Here is a 21,506-nt window from a genome sequence, read left to right on the forward strand (position 1 = left end):
ATGATGTCGGCCAGAAAATGTGATCTGTGCCTAAATGTTTATTAGGTTTTAATGAGTCGTTGTAACAAATTTTAGCTTGCGCGCAAAGACAGAAGGGCATTGAGAATTTGAAAGGTGAGGGCGTGGTCGATTGCCTTGATTGATATTTTCCCTGTGCTCAGATTTGTTCGCCATGCTATAAAATTATTATAAAAAATATTAAATTTTACAATAATGTAGGATGTAACATGAAAGATAACTCATCAACAATTATTTACACTGAAACAGACGAAGCGCCAGCACTGGCCACCCTCTCACTCTTACCTATTATCAGAACGTTTACCGACGCCGCGGGCGTTGCGGTTGAAACCCGTGATATCTCGTTATCGGGCCGTATTATTGCCAGTTTCCCTGAGCAACTGACTGAAGCACAAAAGATTGGCGACCATCTGACAGAGCTTGGCGAGTTAGCGAATCAGCCAGAAGCGAATATCATCAAGTTACCAAATATCAGTGCTTCGATCCCACAATTAAAAGCCTGTATCCTTGAACTGCAGCAAAAAGGTTACGACATCCCTAATTATCCGGATGAGCCAAAAACCGACGCTGAAAAGTCAATTAAAACACGTTACGACAAGATTAAAGGCAGTGCGGTAAACCCAGTACTGCGTGAAGGTAACTCAGATCGCCGTGCCCCATTATCGGTGAAAAACTTCGCCAAGAAAAACCCGCATTCCATGGGGAAATGGGCCAAAGATTCCAAGTCACACGTTGCCCACATGACTGACGGTGATTTCTACGGTAGCGAGCAGTCTGTGACTTTATCTGATGCGGGCAGCGTGAATATCGTACTGACCCAAAAAGATGGTCAAGAAGTGGTGCTCAAATCCGGTCTTAAGCTGCTGGCTGGCGAAATTATCGATGCTGCGGTATTGAGTAAAAAAGCCTTAGTGAGCTTCTATGAGCGTGAAATCGAAAACGCCAAAGCAGAAGATGTGCTGTTATCGCTGCATCTGAAAGCCACTATGATGAAAGTGTCTGATCCTATTATGTTTGGTCACGCTGTGAAGGTCTTCTTCAAGCCAGTATTTGACAAACATGCGGCGCTTTTCGCTGAATTAGGTGTGGATGTTAACAACGGTTTTGGTGATGTTTATGCCAAAATAGCGACATTACCTGCTGATAGCCGCGCCGAAGTCGAAGCCGATATCGCTGCCGTTTACGCTGCGCGTCCCGCATTGGCCATGGTTGATTCTGACAAAGGTATCACCAACTTACACGTGCCAAGCGACATCATTATCGATGCGTCTATGCCTGCTGCGATTCGTTCATCTGGCCAAATGTGGGGACCAGACGGTCAACTGCATGACACTAAAGCCATGATCCCAGATCGTTGCTATGCCGGTATCTACCAAGAAACGATTGCTTTTTGTAAAGAGCACGGCGCTTTCGATCCTAAAACCATGGGCAGTGTGCCCAACGTCGGCTTGATGGCGCAAAAAGCGGAAGAGTACGGCAGCCACGATAAGACCTTTGAAATTCCTGCTGACGGTGTGGTCAACGTTGTTGATGCCAGCGGTAAGGTATTGATGAGCCATAACGTGGAAGCGGGCGATATCTGGAGAATGTGTCAAGTTAAAGACGCACCTATCCGTGATTGGGTCAAACTGGCCGTGCGCCGTGCCCGTTTAAGCAATACTCCAGCGGTATTTTGGTTAGATAGCAAACGTGCCCACGATGCACAAATCATTGCAAAAGTGCAGCAGTATCTGCCAGAGCATGACACTAATGGCTTAGATATCAGCATTATGTCTCCAGAGGAAGCAACGCGTTTCTCTTTAGCTCGTATCAAAGAAGGTAAAGATACCATTTCAGTTACAGGTAACGTACTACGTGACTACCTGACTGACTTGTTCCCAATTCTTGAGCTAGGAACCAGTGCTAAAATGCTGTCTATCGTGCCATTAATGAATGGTGGCGGTCTATTTGAAACTGGTGCGGGCGGTAGTGCGCCTAAACACGTGCAACAGGTTGAGAAAGAAGGTCACCTGCGTTGGGATTCACTGGGTGAATTCTTGGCTCTGGCGGCTTCTCTTGAGCATTTAAGCCAAACCGTAGGTAATCCTAAAGCACAAGTACTGGCGGATACTTTAGATCAGGCCATTGGTCAATTCTTAGATAGCAACAAATCGCCATCAAGACGCGTTGGTGAGCTGGATAACCGTGGTAGCCATTTCTATCTAGCTATGTACTGGGCACAGGCGTTAGCGGCGCAAACCAAAGATGAGCAGTTACAAGCACACTTTATTCCGTTAGCGCATGCGCTCGCGGCGAATGAGCAAGTGATTGTGGCTGAATTAGCGACGGCACAAGGTGCAACAGTCGATTTAGGCGGTTACTACCGTTTAGATGCGGCTAAGGCTGAAAAAGCCATGCGCCCAAGCGAGACGTTGAACAAGCTGTTGATTGCTTAATTTAGCTCGTTATCACTTTTAGATGGTGTGCGCGTGTGGGCCATCTAAGGTGATGTAAAGTTGTAAGTCATTAGACTGATTTTAAAAAAGGATCTGCATTGTAGATCCTTTTTTATACCCTAAATTTGCTGTCGAGACCGATGATAAAAACTTTTTGCAGGGATGCAATGGATGGTCTGCGGCTATTGAACTTGAATTAAATTCATGCGAAATGATGATGAGCGATGTAGCATTTAGTGGTGAGAATTGATGAAACACGCAGCAATAAAAAGGCAGGGACAAGTCCCTGCCTTTTAGATCATTGGCCTCACCAAACGTTATTTTGTTGGTGAAATGGCTGAAGCGTGCATCCCTTTTGGACCGGCTTCTACTTCAAATTGAACGGGTTGGCCTGCTTTTAGAGTTCGATAGCCTTCCATTTCAATGGTAGAATAGTGTGCAAAAACGTCCTCACCACCTTGATCAGGGCAAATAAACCCGAATCCTTTGGCGTTGTTGAACCATTTAACAGTTCCGCTTGCCATACTTCCACTTCCTTCTGTTGTCTACTTACCAGTAAGATAGTAAAACCTGTATAGACGGGTATTCGTTCACCGTCTGCACAACAGAATGTAAGGAGTAAATGCGGAAGTCAAGCTAAAATTAACAAAGGGGTAACAACTGATTAATTTGAACGGATCAATTGGAAGAGGCCAACACGAGAGGCTAGTATTAAAAAATGGCAAAGATAGGAAATATTGAACACGTTGAAGAACGTGTCGAATCAGAGTTAATGCCGCCTTCGATGTATAAGGTGGTACTCAATAATGATGATTACACCCCAATGGATTTTGTGATTGAAGTTTTGCAGGTTTTCTTTCGCAAGAACGAGCAGGAAGCGACCGATATCATGTTGACGATCCATCACCAAGGAAAAGGGATTTGCGGTATTTTCCCGTTTGGGATTGCAGAAACTAAGGTGATACAAGTAAATCAATTTGCAAGACAAAACCAACATCCGTTACTGTGTTCGTTAGAGAAAGCATAAAACTGCTTTACTCTGTAGTCTGTTGTTAATTTTGGGGGTGCTTATGCTGAACAAAGATCTGGAAGTCACCTTAAATCTGGCGTTTCAGCAAGCCAGAGACGCGCGTCACGAGTATATGACAGTGGAACATCTGTTATTAGCTCTGATCGACAATCCTGCGGCTCAAGAAGCGTTAATCGCCTGTGGAGCGAATCTAGATAAACTCAGAGATGAAGTGGCAAGCTTTATCCAACAAACAACCCCAATCATTGCCGATATTGATGATGACAAAGAAACTCAGCCGACGCTTGGGTTCCAGCGAGTGCTGCAACGGGCAGTATTCCATGTGCAGTCATCGGGTCGCAATGAAGTGAACGGCGCTAACGTGTTAGTCGCCATTTTCAGTGAGCAAGAATCCCAAGCTGTGTATTTACTGCGCCGCTGCGACATTAGTCGCCTCAATGTAGTGAATTTTATTTCCCATGGTTTCGCCAAAAATGATGATGCTGAGTCACATCAAGATCAAGAACGTGTTGAAGATCAGGGCGAAGGCAGCGAAGAGCGCAGTATGTTGTCGCAATTTGCGTCCAACTTAAATCAACTTGCAAAGCAAGGGATCATCGACCCACTGATTGGTCGCGACCAAGAAATTGAGCGCGCGATTCAAACCCTGTGCCGTCGCCGTAAAAATAATCCACTGTTAGTGGGTGAGGCGGGTGTAGGTAAAACGGCGATTGCCGAAGGGTTGGCATATCGTATCGTCAATAAACAAGTGCCCGATGTAATGCTTGAAGCGACAGTGTATTCTTTAGATTTAGGTTCACTGTTGGCGGGAACTAAGTATCGTGGTGACTTTGAAAAACGCTTTAAGAACCTGTTAAAAGAACTGGCGGCGGATAAGCATGCCATCCTATTCATCGATGAGATCCACACCATTATAGGTGCGGGCGCGGCCTCTGGCGGCGTAATGGATGCCTCTAATCTACTGAAACCTTTGCTATCTAGCGGCAACTTGCGTTGCATGGGCTCGACTACTTTCCAAGAATATCAAAGTATTTTTGAGAAAGACCGCGCACTTGCACGTCGTTTCCAAAAGGTGGATATCAATGAGCCTTCAGTGGAAGAAACCACTAAGATTTTGATGGGGCTTAAGTCTAAATACGAAGAATATCATGGGGTTCGTTATACTCAGGCCGCGATCAGCAGCGCTGCAGTATTGTCGGCCAAGCACATCAACGACAGGCATTTACCCGATAAAGCCATCGATGTGATTGATGAAGCGGGTGCGCGTATGGTGATGCTGCCTATGAGTAAACGTAAAAAGACCATAGGCCAGGCCGAGATTGAGTCGATTGTGGCGAAAATGGCACGTATCCCTGAGAAGTCGGTATCCGCCACTGATAAGGACTTACTGCGTAATCTTGAGCGTAACCTTAAGATGGTGGTCTTTGGCCAAGATAAGGCCATTGAGAGTCTGAGTTCGGCCATTCGCTTATCGCGCAGTGGCTTAGGTGCTGACAGAAAACCTGTGGGGAGCTTCTTATTCGCCGGTCCCACCGGTGTGGGTAAAACCGAAGTCACTAACCAACTGGCCAACTGCTTGGGGATGAAACTGGTGCGCTTTGACATGTCTGAGTACATGGAAAGCCATACAGTGTCACGCCTGATTGGTGCGCCTCCTGGTTATGTGGGTTATGACCAAGGTGGCTTGCTCACGGATGCTGTGATTAAAAATCCGCACTGTGTCGTGCTATTGGATGAAATTGAGAAGGCCCACCGTGATGTCTATAACCTGCTGTTACAGGTGATGGATCACGGTACTTTGACCGATAACAATGGTCGTAAGGCGGACTTCAGACATGTGACTTTGGTGATGACCACTAACGCGGGTGTACAGGAGACTATTCGTAAGTCTATTGGCTTTACCCAGCAAGATCACACCCAAGATGCATTATCTGAAATTAATCGAGTATTTTCGCCAGAATTTCGAAATCGTCTCGATTCCATCATTTGGTTCAATCATTTGGATATGACGATTATCGCCAAAGTGGTCGATAAATTCTTGGTGGAATTGCAGGCTCAGTTGGATGCAAAACACGTTACTTTGGAAGTCAGCGACGAAGCCAGAACCTTGTTGGCCGAGAAAGGCTACGATAAGAACATGGGCGCACGTCCAATGGCTCGGGTCGTGACCGAATTGATCAAACGTCCATTGGCAGACGAGATCTTATTTGGTGTCTTAGAGTCCGGCGGAGTGGCGCATGTGGATGTGAAGGAGGGCGAGATTGTCATTCGTACCGAACGTCACGAAAAAGCGACAACAAAAGCTTAACGCTTGATTATCCATTAGTTTTAGACATAAAAATGGCTGCAATTGCAGCCATTTTTTTCATCTTTCGCAAACAAAAAAACCCGGCCTTGCCGGGTTTTTAAATCTAAGAGGCTATATCAGCGTGCGCGGAAGACAATGCGACCTTTGGTCAGATCATAAGGAGTCAGCTGGACGGTAACTTTATCGCCAGTGAGGATCCGGATGTAGTTTTTACGCATTTTGCCTGAAATGTGGGCTATCACCACATGACCATTTTCAAGCTCTACACGAAACATTGTGTTTGGCAAGGTTTCAAGGATAGTGCCTTGCATTTCAATGTTGTCTTCTTTCGCCATTAATTAATTATCCCATTAGCCTTCGAATATAAAAAACGGGCGTATCATGCCCCAAATTCCCCCCGCTGTAAAGGGGAAGTACTTAGCAAACTTGGGAATACTCCCAGCCCGTCGGTGTGAGAATTTGATATGGGCGATACAAACGCTTGTAAGACATCTTACGGTTTTCATCTATTTGATATCCGAGATAAACAAATTCTTTATTCATGAGTTTCGCCAGTCGACACTGAATTAAAATTAACAGTGCGCCGAGGGAGCGATGTTCTTCGTCGGGGTCAAAATAGCTGTAAATTGCCGAAAGACTATTGGGCAAACTATCAGTGACCGCAACTGCCAATAATTTATTTCCATCATAGACTTCGATAAACGTTGGCGGTAACCAATGGCAAAAAAGAAAGTGATTATATTGATCTTCACTCGGGGGAAACATGGGGCCGTCAAAATGTCGCCCACGAATGTAATGTTCATATAGCGTATATTGCTCGGCGGTTTGCTCCGATGTTATACGCCAACTCAGATCTTGGTTTTTTGCTAAAGTGCGTTTTTGGCGTTTCGATGGGACAAATTCATGCGTTGGTACACGGATTGGTTGGCATGCACTACATCTAGGGCAACGTGGTTTGTAGATAGAGCTACCACTGCGACGAAAACCTACCGCGAGCAAACGCTCAAATAAAATGGGATCGAGCGTATCTTCTTGGATGACGAGTAGCTGCTCCTGCTGGCCATCAAGGTAGCTGCAGGGAAATATTTGACTGATACCGATAGCGATCGATGCTTTACTCGAGTTCAAGGATGACCTCTTTAGTGGCCCAAGTATTTGGGTCCACGGGATTGTTTCTCAGTTCGCTCAGTAACATTATAAAATCAATGCGTTTAATAGCTTTAGCTCCCAAACTTTCTAGGTGGGGATTCATCACTTGTGCGTCGATGAGTTTGAATCCCATCTTGAGTAAATGTTGTTGCAGTGCTGCAACGGCGGCCTTGGACGCATTGGTTTTACGGTGAAACATGGATTCGCCACAAAATACTTGGCCGATCGCTAAGCCGTAAAGCCCACCGATTAAACGTTCACCTTCCCACACTTCAATGGAGTGGGCATGACCTGTGTGATGCAATTCGCGATAGGCCATTTGAATTTCTTGGGTGATCCAAGTGCCGCTCTGTTTTTCTCTTGGCTGCGCGCATCCCGCCATCACATCGGTGAAAGCGTGATTGATAGTGATCCGCCAAGGTTGCTTTTTTAAGTACTTACGCAGGCTGGTGCTGATGTGAATTTCACCTGGAATAAACACGGCGCGGGGATCCGGCGACCACCACAGGATGGGATCGTCAGAATTAAACCAAGGAAAAATACCGTTGTAGTAAGCAGAGAGTAAACGTTCAGGACGTAAGTCGCCGCCGATAGCCAATAAACCATTAGGATCGGTTAAGGCGAGCTCGGGCGAAGGAAAAGCGTCAAATTCGTGATTCAGGAAAGACAGTGACTTCACAATTGAGTATGATTTAGTTATAGACCTTATTATTAAGTTAGCGGAAATTCAGATATGTGGAAACCTACTCTAGCAAGCTTTATGTTTATTTTTGCTTTTATCATCAGTCCCGCTAATGCTGGCTATGATCGCAATCAAGCCGTGCCAGTTGAGAAAGTACTCTATGGCGATATCACTTCGGTACGTAATATCACCGAAACCCAGTTAATTGAAGACCGTAATCAAGGTTGGAAAACCTTCGGCGGCGCCTTAGCGGGTGGGGTGATTGGTAATCAGTTTGGTGGCGGTTCGGGTCGAGATGTGGCGACGATTTTAGGTGCCTTGATTGGTGGGGGTATCGGTAACCGTTATGGCAGCGGTACTAGCGTGCAATCGTTTAAGCTAGTGGAACTGATGATCAATCAAGAAGATGGTACTCAGGTCATGGTGATCCAAGATTACGATGCTGGCATGACGTTTAACGCGGGTGACAGAGTTCGAGTGGTGTACCTGCAAGGTGGCGTGCGTGTTGATATCGCGATGTAAGCGATTGTCTCATCTTGAATAAGTGCTCATCTTCAGTAAATGGTCATCTTGAGTAACGGACGGTAATGCAATGACACGGACAGAACTAAGCCAATATTTAGCCGATTTTTTACATGTGTCGGCCTTTAAGGATTACGCACCCAATGGGCTGCAGGTAGAAGGCAAGAATGAGATCCACACCTTAGTCACGGGCGTGACAGCGTGTCAGGCCTTGATCGATGAAGCGATTCGATTGAACGCAGATGCGATATTGGTTCATCACGGCTTTTTTTGGAAGAATGAGCCTGAAGTGATCACAGGCATGAAACAACGCCGAATTAAGGCGCTGCTCAAGCATGATATTAGCTTGTTTGGGTATCATTTACCCTTAGATGCCCACCCAATGCTCGGTAATAACGCGACTTTGGGGAGACTGCTTGGGATCATCGACGCAGAAGCCATCGAAGAGGTGGCTCAGGGGCTACTGTGGCGTGGAAAACTTGATCTTGCAGTAAGTGCTAGCGAATTTTCTCACACCCTTGAGAATGCGTTAGGCAGAGCCCCACTGCACATTGGTGATGGCGATGCAAAGATCCAACATGTAGCTTGGTGTACTGGTGGCGCACAGGATTATATCGATGTTGCGGCGAGTTTAGGTGTGGATGCGTTTATCAGTGGCGAAGTGTCCGAGCGAACGTTCCACAGTGCGGTAGAGCAGGGCATACATTATTTTGCGGCGGGGCACCATGCGACAGAACGTTTTGGCATTCAAGCCTTAGGCCGTCACCTCGCCCGCGAGTTTGATCTCGTGCACCATTTTGTGGATATCACCAATCCGGTCTAATCCATTCATAAAGCGGCTTATGATGACCATCTAACTGTTTTATTCCTAAACGAAAGGCGAGCATGGTTCGCCTTTTTTATTGTGGTTTTATTGTTACTTATCGTCACTAAAATCCGTTCCTCTAGCTGATTGTGCAATCAGCTCTTAGCCTTTAGCTGCTGCTAGATTAGCTCCAAAGTGGACAATACAAAGATGCCTAAGGTGCACGTGATCAGCGAGCAGACCGTGGTTAGCGCAATAATATTGGCCGCAAGGGGCGCATTGCCACCCATGGCGCGCGCCATCACATAGCTTGCGGCTGCGGTGGGTGCAGAACTCATTAAAAAAACCAGTGCTAATTCAATCCCTCGATAACCCAACAGCAAGGCCCCAATAGTGATAAAAAGCGGGGCAAAGATCAGTTTCAATGCGGTCGAGAACCAAGTTGAATGCTTTTCATGTTTGAGTGAACCAACATCGAGCGAACCGCCAGTGCACAGTAGCGCTAATGGCAGGGTCATATTGGCAAAGTATTGTCCCGCATCGAGCACCATTTTCGGTACTGGAATAGCAAGCAAATAGAACAACATGCCTGCCATAATGGCAATGATCAACGGGTTTTTGGTGATGGTCTTGATGATCACGCCAAATGCACGTTGGCTGGATTCTTCGCCTTTAGGGCTTAGGCAAATAACCGCTTGAATGTTATACAGCAGCGTCATCGAGGCAACATAGACCGCGGCTAAGGCAACACCAGAACTCCCATAGGCGTTGGAAACGTAAGCTAAGCCGATAATGGCGGTATTGGCTCTAAATCCCCCTTGAATGATCACACCTTGGTCTTTGTGCTTGGGAAATAGCCGCCCAGTTGCATAGGTGGAGAGTATAAAAAACAGGAAATTGGCCACTAAACCATAGCCAATCAAGGGCGCACTGGAGGCGAGATCGTGATTGGAGCTAATAATGCTAAGGAACAGCAAGGCTGGCAGCGTCACGTTAAAGACTAATTTTGATGCAACATCAATAAAGTTTTCATTGATGATTTGGGTGCGTTTTAGGATCACACCGAGTGCCAACATCAAACAGATTGGACCCGTAATCGAGGCAGAAAACAGCAACTGCTCAACGATATTTCCCATAACAACTCCTCGAATTATTCATTTAGCACTGCGTCGATTTTAGACTTGTTACTGATATGAATGTCACATTGCCGTGAATATCTTGTCGATAGAAATACGAGTTTTAACTCGGTCTCTTAAACCACTCAGCTAAAATTAAATGGCTTAAACTCAGTCTTTTAAAAGACTGAGTGACACTTGCGACCACGAATCGGCTCAAACAATCGATATCAACAAATAAGGCCACATAAAATGCGGCCTTATTGATTTTTCGAGCGTTATCTAGCGCAGATTACTTAACCCGCATGCCAGGCTGTGCGCCTTCATGGGGTTCTAAAATCCACAGGTCGCTGCCACCAGGGCCAGCGGCCAAAACCATGCCTTCTGACATACCAAAACGCATCTTACGTGGCGCTAAGTTGGCGACCATCACAGTTAGTTTGCCTTCGAGATCTTCTGGCGAATAAGCCGATTTGATCCCAGCAAACACTTGGCGTGTTTCGCCACCGATGTCGAGCTGCAACTTCAGTAACTTGTCAGCGTCAGCAACATGCTCGGCTTTCACGATACGAGCGATACGCAGGTCGATTTTAGCAAAATCATCAAAGTTGATGGTTTCACTAATAGGATCGTTAACCAGAGGCTCACTGCTGACATTAGATGATTCAACCGTCTTTTCAGGCGCAGCCGTCTTTGGTGCGTCGGCCGTGACTTGCAGGTTATCCTTAGAGTCGGCAACCATAGCATTGACTTTATCCAGCTCAACACGTTGCATCATGGCTTTGAATGGCGCGATTTCATGACCCGCTAAATCTTGGTTCAATGCACTCCAAGTGAGCGGTAGTTGGAAAAAGGCTTCCACATCTTGGGCTAAACGTGGCAATACAGGTTTGAGATAAGTCACTAGAATACGGAACAGATTCAAGGCATTTGAACACACTTGATGAGCCGCTTCCTGTTGATCGTCATGTTTCACCATTTGCCAAGGCGCAGCATCGGCTACAAAACCGTTAGCAATATCCGCCAGTGCCATGATTTCGCGCATTGCTTTGCCGTATTCGCGGCCTTCGTAAAATTCGGCAATCACATCTTGCTTGGCTAGAAACGCTTCAGTCAGGGTGGTGTCGTTAATTTTCGCGAGCTTGCCATCGAAACGTTTAGTGATAAAACCTGCGGTGCGCGAGGCTAAGTTCACTAGCTTACCGACTAAGTCTGAATTCACGCGCTGGGCGAAATCTTCGAGATTTAAATCTAAATCGTCGATACGGCTGCTGAGTTTGGCGGCGTAGTAGTAACGTAAATATTCAGGATCTAAATGATCTAAATAAGTTCGCGCCTTGATGAAAGTACCTTTGGATTTTGACATCTTAGCGCCGTTGACCGTCACATAGCCGTGGGCATAGACGCTGTTTGGCTGGCGGTAACCTGAGCCGTGTAACATGGCTGGCCAAAACAGACTGTGGAAGTAGACTATGTCTTTACCGATGAAGTGATACACCTCGGCGGTTGAATCTTTGCCCCAGAATTCCTCAAAGCTCAGCTCAGGGCGTTTGTCACAGAGGTTTTTGAACGAACCCATATAACCGATAGGCGCATCTAGCCAAACGTAGAAATACTTACCTGGCGCATCGGGAATTTCGAAACCAAAATACGGTGCATCACGGGTGATATCCCATTGCTGCAGACCTTGCTCGAACCATTCGTCGAGTTTATTGGCCATCTCGACTTGCAGGGCACCAGAGCGAGTCCACTCTTTTAGCATGCCTTCGAAGGCGGGCAGGTCGAAGAAAAAGTGCTCAGTGTCTTTCATCACTGGTGTCGCACCCGATACCGCTGATTTTGGATTGATGAGCTCAGTTGGGCTGTAAGTCGCGCCGCAGGCATCACAGTTATCGCCGTATTGGTCCGGTGACTTACACTTAGGACAAGTGCCTTTTACGAATCGGTCTGGCAGGAACATGGATTTCTCAGGATCGAACAGCTGAGAAATACTCTTGCTCTTGATATAGCCGTTCGCACGTAGCTTGAGATAAATATCACTCGCCAGTACGCGGTTTTCATCGCTGTGGGTGCTGTGATAGTTATCGAAGGCGATATTGAAATCGGCAAAATCATGCTGATGTTCTTTGTTCACTTGGGCAATCATGTCTTCTGGCGCTATGCCTAATTGCTGTGCTTTAAGCATGATTGGCGTGCCATGGGCGTCATCGGCACAAATATAGTGGCACTCATGTCCACGAAGCTTTTGATAACGCGACCAGATATCTGTCTGTATGTATTCCAGCATGTGACCTAAATGTATCGGTCCGTTTGCATAGGGAAGTGCGCTGGTCACGAGAATTTTACGTTGTGAAGTTGCCATCTTGTCTCAAATATCGTGGTGGGCCAAAAATATTGGTAGAGATACTAACCGATTACAGGATGATTTTCATCAAAACCTGAGCCAATTGAGCTAAATCTGCGCTAATGTTTTCTGCATTATCTGGTACACTTGGGCAAATTTATTGGTGGGGGTAATTCTTTTGTCTTCAACTCAAACTGATTATCGTCTGAATGACGATCTTCTCGGGCCAGTTCTGGCTATTCTCGATTCATTTGTTGACCCGTATCTCGCGAAAGGGTTAGTGAGCGCAGGATGCGTAAATAAGCTGGCATTGGAAGGTAAGCGTTTGCAGCTTGGCTTAGTCTATCCATACCCTTGTATGACTCAGTATCGCGACACTGTTATGGCGCTGACGAATAAGTTAGCGGTGCTCGATGCTATTGATGAAGTCGAGTGTGAAATCGATTTTCAACCTAAAGCCTACTCAGCGTTATCTTCTATTGCGCCGATTGCCAATGTGAAGCAAGTGATTGCCGTAGCCTCAGGTAAGGGCGGCGTGGGTAAGTCAACCACAGCGGTGAACTTAGCTTTGGCATTAGCGGCCGAAGGTGCGCAGGTGGGTATTCTCGATGCGGATATTTACGGCCCGTCAGTGCCTATGATGTTAGGTATTCCTAATTTCAGACCGCTTTCCCCCGATGGCAAACATATGACAGCCGCCAGTGCCCATGGTATTGCCGCGCAGTCGATTGGTTTTATGCTCAGTGGTGATGAAGCTGCCGTGTGGCGTGGCCCAATGGCCGCGGGCGCGTTAGCCCAGTTACTGAATGAAACCCAATGGCCAGAACTGGATTATTTAGTCGTTGATATGCCACCAGGCACAGGGGATATTCAGCTCACATTATCGCAAAAAGTTCCTGTGAGCGGCGCCGTTATCGTGACTACACCGCAGGATATCGCGCTGGCCGATGCCAAGAAGGGCATCAATATGTTCCAGAAAGTGAACATTCCTGTGCTGGGTATTGTTGAGAACATGAGTTTCCATTTATGTCCTGAGTGTGGTCATAAAGAACATCCATTTGGAACTCACGGCGGCAGTAAAATCGCTGAACGCTATCAAGTTCCACTGTTAGGCGCTTTGCCGCTGCACATCAATATCCGTGAAGCCATGGATAATGGTGCGCCGACTGTCGTTGCCGATCCTGACAGTGAAGTCGCAGCTCTTTATCGGGAAATTGCCCGTAAAGTGGGCGCAGAATTGGCTTTAAAACAAAGCCAGAAAACAGTTTCTATTAGTGTTTCAGATGACGAGTAAGGTTTAAGGGTATGAATTCTCAGCAGTGTGTCATTATTGCAATTGCTGGCGCGTCAGCATCGGGCAAAAGTTTAATTGCCAAAACGATTTTTGACGAATTGCGCCGCGATTTAGGCACAGATCAAATTGGGGTAATTAATGAAGACGCGTACTATCGCGATCAGAGTCATTTATCCATGGATGAACGGGTATTAACGAATTACGATCATCCAAAAGCGCTGGACCATCAATTGTTGTGCACGCATTTACAGTTGCTCAAGTCTGGCGAAGCTGTTGATATCCCTTGTTATAGCTATACAGAACATACACGCACTGCAGAAACTTTAAAGATGACACCGAAAAAGGTGATCATTTTAGAAGGTATCTTATTGCTGACCGATCCTAAGTTACGTGCCCTGATGGACGCGAGTGTGTTTATGGACACGCCGCTGGACATTTGTTTCCTACGTCGCTTAACTCGTGATGTGGCCGAGCGGGGCCGTACTATGGAGTCTGTGATTTCACAGTACAAGAAAACCGTGCGTCCTATGTTCTTACAGTTTATCGAACCCTCGAAACAATACGCCGATATTATCGTTCCCCGTGGCGGCAAAAATCGTATTGCGACCGATATTTTAAAGACTCGTATCCAACATTTACTGGCAAAATAACGACATAAAAACTCAAGGAGTAATAGGCAAGATGCGCTTAACCGATATCGAAATTGAACAGGCCCTTGATAACGGCACTATCGTAATAGAACCTCGCCCAGGCATAGAAGCTATATCAGGCGTCAGTGTTGATGTGCGCTTAGGTGGACAGTTTCGCGTCTTTAAAGATCATACCGCGCCTTTTATCGACTTGAGTGGTCCAAGTGCTGAGATGCAAGCGGCGCTCGATCGGGTGATGAGTGAGATTATCGAAATCCCCGATGGCGAAGCATTTTTCTTGCATCCTGGCGAATTGGCTTTGGCTGTGACTTACGAGAGCGTAACCTTACCTGCCGACATCGTCGGTTGGCTTGATGGCCGTTCGTCTCTAGCGCGTTTAGGCCTGATGGTACACGTAACGGCGCACCGTATCGATCCGGGTTGGCAAGGTAAAATTGTGCTCGAGTTTTATAACAGCGGCAAGTTGCCTTTAGCTTTGCGTCCACGCATGACTATAGGTGCGCTTAACTTTGAACGCTTAAATCATGCGGTTGCACGTCCTTATAACACTCGTAAGAGTGCCAAGTACAAAGATCAGCAAGAAGCGGTGGCTAGCCGTATCAGTCAGGACTAATACGCGTGTTCTGGGTGAATGGCGCATCGCAGGCAAGTGTCGACCCTTCTGATCGAGGGCTTGCCTACGGTGATGGTCTGTTTGCAACGATGCGAACGGACGCTGAGGGGATTATGTTTTTTGAAGCCCATCAAGCCCGTTTAACCGCAGGCGCCGCAAGGCTTGGATTTCAATGGCAAATGAGTGAAGCATTGCAACAGCAACTGAATACCTTAGCCATTGAATATCCTCATCATTGCATTAAGTTAATCGTTTCCCGTGGTGCTGGTGGCCGTGGCTATACACCGCCAGAAACGGTTAATCCTACCGAAATCGTCTCAGTTCATACTATCCCCGGCCATTATGCTCAGTGGCAGCAACAGGGTATTAGCCTTAAAACTTCGTCGGTACGATTGGGTTTGCAGCCTCTGTTGGCAGGGATGAAGCATTTAAATCGACTCGAACAAGTTTTGATTAAATCACACTCTTTACCGCAGGGATTTGATGACTGGTTAGTCAAAGATATCGAGGAGAATGTGATTGAATCTTCGATGGCGAATGTGTTTTTTATCAAAGATAATCGCATTATCACGCCTTCATTAGCCCTGTGTGGCGTGGCGGGTGTGATGCGCGAACAGATCATATTGGCCTTGCTTGAACAGAACATGAATATCGAATGTTTGCCCGTTGGCGCCGAGCGTTTAATCGAATTTGACTCAGCGTTTATCACTAACAGCGTTTTAGGGATTGTGGATGTACTGGCGATAGACTCGCTCAAGTTCACCCGAGCTCCGATTACCGCGCAACTTAGACAGACACTTTCACTCACTCTATGAAAAAAATCATTATTATCGCCAGTTCAACCCTGTTGACCTTGCTAACCTTAGTCTGTTTGGGTGCCTTTTGGGGCTATCAAACAGTTGTCGAATACAGTCAAACGCCGCTGAGTCTCAGCGAGCCTAAAGAGTTGAAGGTTGAACGTGGCACCAGTGTAAATCAACTGGCGCAGCAACTTGCCGATGACGGCGTTATTCAAGATACGTGGAAACTCAAGTGGCTACTTAAGTTTCGTCCTGAGCTTGCCAAAATTCGCACGGGACTTTATGAAATATCACCTTCACAAACGATTACTGATTTACTCAATGATTTGATTGCCGGCAAAGTAAAAACCTTCAGTTTGACCTTAGTTGAAGGTAAAACTATTGTGGAATGGGAACAACAACTTACCAGTGCTCCGCATTTACAAATGTCACCAGAAGCATTTGCAGCAGTATTGATGACACAAGGCGATGATTCTGGTTTGCCTGAGGGGAAATTCTTCCCCGACACTTATCATTATACCGCCGAGGCGGATGCTAAAGTCATGCTGACTCAAAGCTATAAAATGATGGAGCAGGAGCTTGCCAAAGCGTGGGCAGAACGGGCGCCAAATTTGCCGTTAAAATCGCCCTATGAAATGCTGATTTTGGCATCGATAGTTGAAAAGGAAACCGGCCAAGCCCATGAGCGTGAGCAAATCGCCGGTGTATTTGTTAATCGTCTTAACCTAGGTATGCGTCTGCAAACCGATCCGACCGTTATTTACGGCATGGGTGATCGCTATAAGGGTAATATCACCCGCAAAGATTTAGTCGAAGAGACGCCTTTTAATACTTATCGTATCTTTGGATTGCCGCCAACGCCGATAGCTGCACCGAGTAAAGCCTCATTGATGGCCGTGTCTAAGCCCGCCAGTGTGAGTTACCTTTATTTTGTATCGCGCAACGATGGCACCCATGTGTTTTCAACCACGCTTGAAGAACACAATCATGCTGTAGACGTCTATCAGCGTAAGACAAAACCAGCGACGCCAGAAAAATCACCAAAGTAAAAATGCAGAGAAAGAAAATCCAATGTCAGTTTTTGCAAAATTTATCGTTATTGAAGGCTTAGAAGGCGCAGGTAAGTCGAGTGCGATTAACCTTATTCGCGACTTTATTGAAAAGCATACGGGTAAAGCACCGATTTGCACCCGCGAACCGGGCGGTACACCATTGGCTGAACGTATCCGTGATTTAGTTAAGATTGCCGATGCGAACGATCCCCTGTGTGATGAGGCCGAGTGTTTACTCATTTATGCTGCCAGAGCTCAGTTGGTTGCTAATGTCATAAAGCCCGCGCTTGCGCAAGGACAATGGGTATTGGGTGATAGACATAATCTATCGTCATTAGCTTATCAAGGTGGTGGACGAGGGTTAATGCCGTTAGTGGAAGCGGTGAGCACTGCAACACTAAAGGGATTTAAACCCGATCTTACTTTGTACTTAGATTTAGATCCTAAGCTTGGGCTTACCCGTGCAGCTAAACGTGGTGAGCTTGATAGAATTGAGCAACAAGCGATTGATTTCTTTGAGCGAGCACGCGCTACATATCTCAAACTTGCCAGCGAAGACGACAGTATTGTGGTTATAGACGCGAGCCAAACTATGGCCGAAGTGCACAAAGATATCTTAGCCGTGCTTCAGGCGATGGTATGGTAGCCGAGTCCGGATTTACGGCTGAGCAATTACCTTGGCTCGAAGGGCCAAGACAGGCATTTTTAGCGCAATTAGCGCGTCAAAAAATACCTCACGCACAACTCGTGGGCATTGATTCAGCCTATGGTGGTGAGTTGCTGAGTGTGTTTATGGCGCGCGCGGCTATGTGTTTGCAGCCAACGCCTGTGGGCGCGTGCGGTTTTTGTAAGTCTTGTCAGCTCTATGATGCGGGCAATCATCCTGATTTTTATCATATCGCCGCCGATGGCAATCAAATTAAAGTCGATCAAATTCGTGAGCTGTGTACGCGTCTGACAGCCACCGCACAGCAAAGTGGCAGGCGTGTAGCGATTATCCACCACAGCGAGCGTCTTAACTCCGCTGCCGCGAACGCACTCCTTAAAACCCTTGAGGAGCCTGGTAAAGACACCTTACTGATTTTGCAGTCGGATACGCCTGCACGTTTGATGGCGACGGTTAGCAGTCGTTGTCAACGCATTCCTTTTGTCGTTCCTAGTCGAGAGGTCATCAAAAACTGGCTTGCCCAGCGATGTGGTATTCAAGAGGATGTAACTTGGTGTTTGAGTGTGGTGGGTGGGCCGTTAAAGTTGGCTGAGAGCTTGCAGTCTGAGGGTAGCCAACAGAGTCGGTATCAATCCTTGCTACAATTTCGCAAAGATTGGGCACAAAGTTTGTCGTCTGGTCATCTGTGTGCTAGTTTGTTAATAATAAGTGAACAACAAATAATTGATGTTCTTAAGGTTTTGTACCTACTTATACGACAGGTTTTACTGAAAAATAGCCATCAAGATGCGTTTCTTCATGCGCAGCTCGGGAATTTGGCGGCTAAGATCATGGGAATGTGTCATAGCTTAAGCACAATGCCGAGCGTCAATTATCTGGCCCTGTGTCAAAGTTATGTCTTAGAATATAGAGAGATAACAAATAAGTAATATGCCATGGTAGATCTCGTCGTTAATTTTGATACTTTACATCAGTTATATCGTGCCTATATGCCTTTTATTAAGCCGGCAGGATTATTTATTGCGACCAGTGAAAGTCATTATCTTGGCCAACCGCTGACGATTGCGTATCGTTTACCTGGCGCAACTCTCACTAATGAATTTCGTGGTGTTGTGGTGTGGATTAATCCCTTAGGAGCGTCGGGTGGCCGCCCTGTGGGGATTGGCATTAAAATTATTTCTGAGCCAGATAGCCATAAACACCATATCGAAAAGTTACTGTCCCGCGAACTCGCCTCTGGCGATTTAACCTGTACTATGTAGGTTAGCCTGCATTATTGCTCTGGTTTAAACGTCTGATCACTGCCTAAACTGACTATTTACTTCTGTTGAATTTGACCTCGATCCCTTGGCTGGGTATCCTTGTCGTCCTTTGTTACTCTGCTTGGAAATCCTTGTGCTTATTGATTCACACTGCCATCTCGATCGCCTCAAAGCGGCGCCTGATCAACAAACCTTAGAACATATTCTTGCTAATGCTAAAGCCCGTGGCGTGGACTATATGTTGTGCGTGAATGTACGCCAGCAAGGATTTGAATTGATGCGAGATAAAGTTGCAGCCTTCGAACAGGTATTTTTGTCATCGGGTGTGCATCCATTAGACGTTAAAGAAGGCCTCGATGTTGAGCAAATCCGCCGCTTTGCCACCGATCCTAAAGTGGTCGCGATTGGTGAAACGGGGTTAGATTATTTTTATGCAGACGACACTAAGCTGTTGCAACAGCAATGTTTTGAGCAGCAGATTGCCCTTGCGGTAGAAGTGAATAAACCTTTAATTGTCCATACCCGTGATGCACGTGAAGATACGATCAATATGCTTAAGCAGGGCAACGCGGATAACGTCGGCGGCGTGCTGCATTGCTTTACCGAAAACTGGGAGATGGCGAAAGCGGCGATTGACCTCGGCTTTTATATTTCGGTTTCTGGCATAGTCACTTTTAAAAATGCGGGTGATCTGCGAACCGTTATTCGCAAAGTGCCTCAGGATCGTCTGCTAGTTGAAACGGACTCGCCTTATTTGGCGCCGATCCCACACCGTGGACAAGAGAATCAGCCTGCCTATGTGCGCGATGTGGCTGAGTTTGTGGCAGAGCTTAGAGGTGAGCGTTACGAAGATCTTGCTGAATACACCAGCAATAACTTCTTTAATTTATTCAAAGATGCAGCGCGTTTAGTTGGCCGTTAGCTGCAAGTGCTTTGAATCACTTTATGCGATTGCGTGATTGCCAACACCGTGGCAAAAAGACTCAAGCATAAAGGCACTGGCTCAAAGATATTGGCATAAAAAAAGGCCCAAAACGATTAAAGCTGTTTGGGCCTAGGGGAATGGCTCATTGAAGAGCCGTGCGCTACAGGTGAAAGCGCCATGCAGTGCGCTTTACAATAGACTCAGTGTAGTCGAGCTTTTGTCTTATAGTCGCGCTCACTTTCTTCTTTTTTAGGTTATTTATCGCTAAAAAACAGCGAAATTATAACGATTTTGTCTGTTCTGGTAGCAGTAACACTTTATCTTTCACTAAGTCTCTGGGTAGGTTGTTTTTTAACTTATTGCCTAAATGTTTCGCCATGCCTAATGGTGCTCCGCTATAACAGACGATCACTTCACCTTGAGCTTTCACTGCGGTGTTTAGGGCAATATCTCGCCCCATCAAATATTCTTTCGCTTCAACATCGCTCACATCGACCGTTTTTGCGGTTGGGCTGAGCTGTTTTCCTGCTAATGCAATAATCGCTTCATGGCGGACTTTAAAGCCGTGTTTACTGTTATCGGCGAGTTTAATACCAATGCGCTGAAAGCGCATACGGCCGATAAAAGCGTTGAATTCATGCGGAAATAGCCAGAATTCATCATCGCGAACCATGATGAGTTCGTCTGGTAAGCTGATGCCTAAATCCTGCTGAAAATAGTCTTTGATCCCTTGGGCTTGTTTCGCTGATGCGGGCGTGAAGGGAAAGTTTTTCTGTAGTTTAGGCTCTGGTTGTAAACGCGGCACTGAGGCGGTTTTTGTCAATTTAGCGACAAAGAAACCTTCACTGTCGTAAATCTGTGGCCAGACATGTAAGAAGCCTTCGGGCGTTGTAGCTCGATTTGCACCATCAAATAAATCGCTTAAGGATTCAAATTGCACCGCATCGCCGTAGACTTGCTTTAAATACTCGCACACGCCTTGGTTTTCGAGGCGGTTTAAGGTGCAGGTTGAGTAGACCAAACTGCCACCGGGTTTCAGGGCGAGAAACGCCGATTCGATTAAGGCTTTTTGGGTTTCGCTAATCGCCAGCACATCGTCTAGGCTCCAGTGTTTTAGTGCATCGGCGTCTTTACGCACTGTGCCTTCACCGCCACAGGGCGCATCGATAAGCACGGCATCAAAACTTTCGTACAGGTATTCGCCAAATACACGGCCATCGAAATGAGTGAGGGCGCAGTGGCTCGCACCCATGCGCAGCACATTGGCGTGCAATACTTTCACGCGGCTCGCCGAATACTCATTCGCCACCAATAAGCCTTGGTTTTGCATTAATGCGGCCATTTGCGTGGTTTTTGAACCGGGTGCGGAGGCGAGATCGAGTACGCACTGCCACTTTGCACTAGGCGTAAATAGTGCGGTCGGCGGCAACATAGAGCTGGCTTCTTGAATGTAGAATAGACCCTGAATGTGCTCTAAGGCATTGCCGAGCTGTTCTTCTTCGTCGTAACTGATCCAAAATCCGTCTTCACACCAAGGAATAGGATCGAACGTCCAGCCCTTAGGTTGCATCAAGGTCTTAAAGTCGTCACTGCTGATTTTTAAGGTATTGACCCGAATTGAACGTCTAAGCGGCCTGTCGCAGGCGGCAATAAACTCGTCCATGGATAAATGGGCGGGGAGTTCTTGGGTGATTGTATCGATAAAATTTTGATTTAATTGGACCATTGATTTCATTGAACCATAGGAAAATAGACTGTGTATCAACTGGCGCGAGTATATCATAATCCCTTATTGGGTCTGAGATTTTCTCCCGAGCAGCCAAGGCTGCTATTGT

General features: G+C 46.5%; 21 protein-coding genes. 14 read left to right on the plus strand and 7 right to left on the minus strand.

Annotated features, from left to right (window positions below):
• Positions 1-227: 227 nt before the first annotated feature.
• Positions 228-2,453: an NADP-dependent isocitrate dehydrogenase gene (locus tag L5M18_RS03830; protein WP_263195980.1), complete on the plus strand. Its 2,226-nt coding sequence runs from the start codon at positions 228-230 to the stop codon at positions 2,451-2,453.
• Between the two features lie 317 nt (positions 2,454-2,770).
• Here the strand turns inward: L5M18_RS03830 and cspD are convergent, their stop codons facing one another.
• Positions 2,771-2,977 carry a cold shock domain-containing protein CspD gene (cspD, locus tag L5M18_RS03835; RefSeq protein ID WP_006081937.1) on the minus strand — a complete coding sequence of 69 codons (207 nt, stop codon included), beginning with the start codon at positions 2,975-2,977 and terminating at the stop codon, positions 2,771-2,773.
• 194 nt (positions 2,978-3,171) lie between these two features.
• Here cspD and clpS point away from each other — a divergent pair, with 194 nt between their 5' ends.
• Positions 3,172-3,480, plus strand: a complete 309-nt coding sequence (gene clpS, locus L5M18_RS03840; protein WP_006081936.1) for an ATP-dependent Clp protease adapter ClpS — start codon at positions 3,172-3,174, stop codon at positions 3,478-3,480.
• A 43-nt stretch (positions 3,481-3,523) separates the two neighbouring features.
• Entirely contained in the window at positions 3,524-5,791 is a 2,268-nt protein-coding gene (gene clpA / locus L5M18_RS03845; protein WP_263195981.1) for an ATP-dependent Clp protease ATP-binding subunit ClpA, read from the plus strand.
• A 116-nt stretch (positions 5,792-5,907) separates the two neighbouring features.
• Here the strand turns inward: clpA and infA are convergent, their stop codons facing one another.
• From infA to aat, 3 genes are all read right to left on the minus strand, one after another.
• On the minus strand, positions 5,908-6,126 hold the full coding sequence (infA, locus tag L5M18_RS03850; RefSeq protein WP_006081934.1) for a translation initiation factor IF-1: 219 nt from the start codon (positions 6,124-6,126) through the stop codon (positions 5,908-5,910).
• An 82-nt stretch (positions 6,127-6,208) separates the two neighbouring features.
• Entirely contained in the window at positions 6,209-6,919 is a 711-nt protein-coding gene (locus tag L5M18_RS03855; protein ID WP_263195982.1) for an arginyltransferase, read from the minus strand.
• Positions 6,906-7,619: a leucyl/phenylalanyl-tRNA--protein transferase gene (gene aat, locus L5M18_RS03860; protein WP_263195983.1), complete on the minus strand. Its 714-nt coding sequence runs from the start codon at positions 7,617-7,619 to the stop codon at positions 6,906-6,908. Before aat ends, L5M18_RS03855 begins: the two co-directional genes overlap by 14 nt.
• A gap of 54 nt (positions 7,620-7,673) precedes the next feature.
• Here aat and L5M18_RS03865 point away from each other — a divergent pair, with 54 nt between their 5' ends.
• The gene (locus L5M18_RS03865; protein ID WP_028759742.1) at positions 7,674-8,144 is read left to right on the plus strand and encodes a glycine zipper 2TM domain-containing protein; all 471 of its coding nucleotides are present in this window, start codon (positions 7,674-7,676) and stop codon (positions 8,142-8,144) included.
• Between the two features lie 70 nt (positions 8,145-8,214).
• Complete coding sequence (locus L5M18_RS03870; RefSeq protein WP_263195984.1) at positions 8,215-8,967, plus strand: Nif3-like dinuclear metal center hexameric protein; 753 nt, start codon at positions 8,215-8,217, stop codon at positions 8,965-8,967.
• A 161-nt stretch (positions 8,968-9,128) separates the two neighbouring features.
• Here L5M18_RS03870 and L5M18_RS03875 read toward each other — a convergent pair whose 3' ends face one another.
• Together L5M18_RS03875 and metG are read right to left on the minus strand one after the other, a co-directional pair.
• Positions 9,129-10,085, minus strand: coding sequence for an AEC family transporter (locus L5M18_RS03875; RefSeq protein ID WP_263195985.1), 957 nt, complete (start codon positions 10,083-10,085; stop codon positions 9,129-9,131).
• Between the two features lie 271 nt (positions 10,086-10,356).
• Entirely contained in the window at positions 10,357-12,426 is a 2,070-nt protein-coding gene (metG, locus tag L5M18_RS03880) for a methionine--tRNA ligase (RefSeq protein WP_263195986.1), read from the minus strand.
• Between the two features lie 160 nt (positions 12,427-12,586).
• On the opposite strand from metG, the gene apbC reads away from it, so the two are divergent.
• From apbC to L5M18_RS03925, 9 genes are all read left to right on the plus strand, one after another.
• Positions 12,587-13,702, plus strand: a complete 1,116-nt coding sequence (gene apbC, locus L5M18_RS03885; RefSeq protein WP_006086266.1) for an iron-sulfur cluster carrier protein ApbC — start codon at positions 12,587-12,589, stop codon at positions 13,700-13,702.
• Positions 13,703-13,713: 11 nt separating this feature from the next.
• Complete coding sequence (gene udk / locus L5M18_RS03890) at positions 13,714-14,352, plus strand: uridine kinase (protein WP_028759746.1); 639 nt, start codon at positions 13,714-13,716, stop codon at positions 14,350-14,352.
• Between the two features lie 31 nt (positions 14,353-14,383).
• On the plus strand, positions 14,384-14,965 hold the full coding sequence (gene dcd, locus L5M18_RS03895) for a dCTP deaminase (RefSeq protein WP_028759747.1): 582 nt from the start codon (positions 14,384-14,386) through the stop codon (positions 14,963-14,965).
• Between the two features lie 5 nt (positions 14,966-14,970).
• Positions 14,971-15,780 (plus strand): aminodeoxychorismate lyase, encoded by an 810-nt coding sequence (gene pabC / locus L5M18_RS03900; protein ID WP_263195987.1) that lies wholly within the window; start codon positions 14,971-14,973, stop codon positions 15,778-15,780.
• Entirely contained in the window at positions 15,777-16,814 is a 1,038-nt protein-coding gene (gene mltG, locus L5M18_RS03905; RefSeq protein WP_263171984.1) for an endolytic transglycosylase MltG, read from the plus strand. The genes pabC and mltG overlap by 4 nt, the downstream gene beginning before the upstream one ends.
• A gap of 22 nt (positions 16,815-16,836) precedes the next feature.
• Positions 16,837-17,463 (plus strand): dTMP kinase, encoded by a 627-nt coding sequence (gene tmk, locus L5M18_RS03910; protein WP_028759750.1) that lies wholly within the window; start codon positions 16,837-16,839, stop codon positions 17,461-17,463.
• A complete protein-coding gene (gene holB, locus L5M18_RS03915) occupies positions 17,457-18,413 on the plus strand; it encodes a DNA polymerase III subunit delta' (protein WP_263195988.1) in 957 nt (318 codons plus the stop codon). Before tmk ends, holB begins: the two co-directional genes overlap by 7 nt.
• Positions 18,414-18,419: 6 nt before the next feature.
• A complete protein-coding gene (locus L5M18_RS03920) occupies positions 18,420-18,746 on the plus strand; it encodes a PilZ domain-containing protein (RefSeq protein WP_028759752.1) in 327 nt (108 codons plus the stop codon).
• A 133-nt stretch (positions 18,747-18,879) separates the two neighbouring features.
• On the plus strand, positions 18,880-19,668 hold the full coding sequence (locus L5M18_RS03925; RefSeq protein ID WP_263195989.1) for a TatD family hydrolase: 789 nt from the start codon (positions 18,880-18,882) through the stop codon (positions 19,666-19,668).
• A 283-nt stretch (positions 19,669-19,951) separates the two neighbouring features.
• On the opposite strand, the gene rsmF is transcribed toward L5M18_RS03925, so the two are convergent.
• A complete protein-coding gene (rsmF, locus tag L5M18_RS03930) occupies positions 19,952-21,397 on the minus strand; it encodes a 16S rRNA (cytosine(1407)-C(5))-methyltransferase RsmF (protein WP_263195990.1) in 1,446 nt (481 codons plus the stop codon).
• Positions 21,398-21,506: the final 109 nt, after the last annotated feature.

This window comes from Shewanella sp. SM20 (assembly GCF_025654545.1).
Lineage (GTDB): Bacteria > Pseudomonadota > Gammaproteobacteria > Enterobacterales > Shewanellaceae > Shewanella > Shewanella oncorhynchi.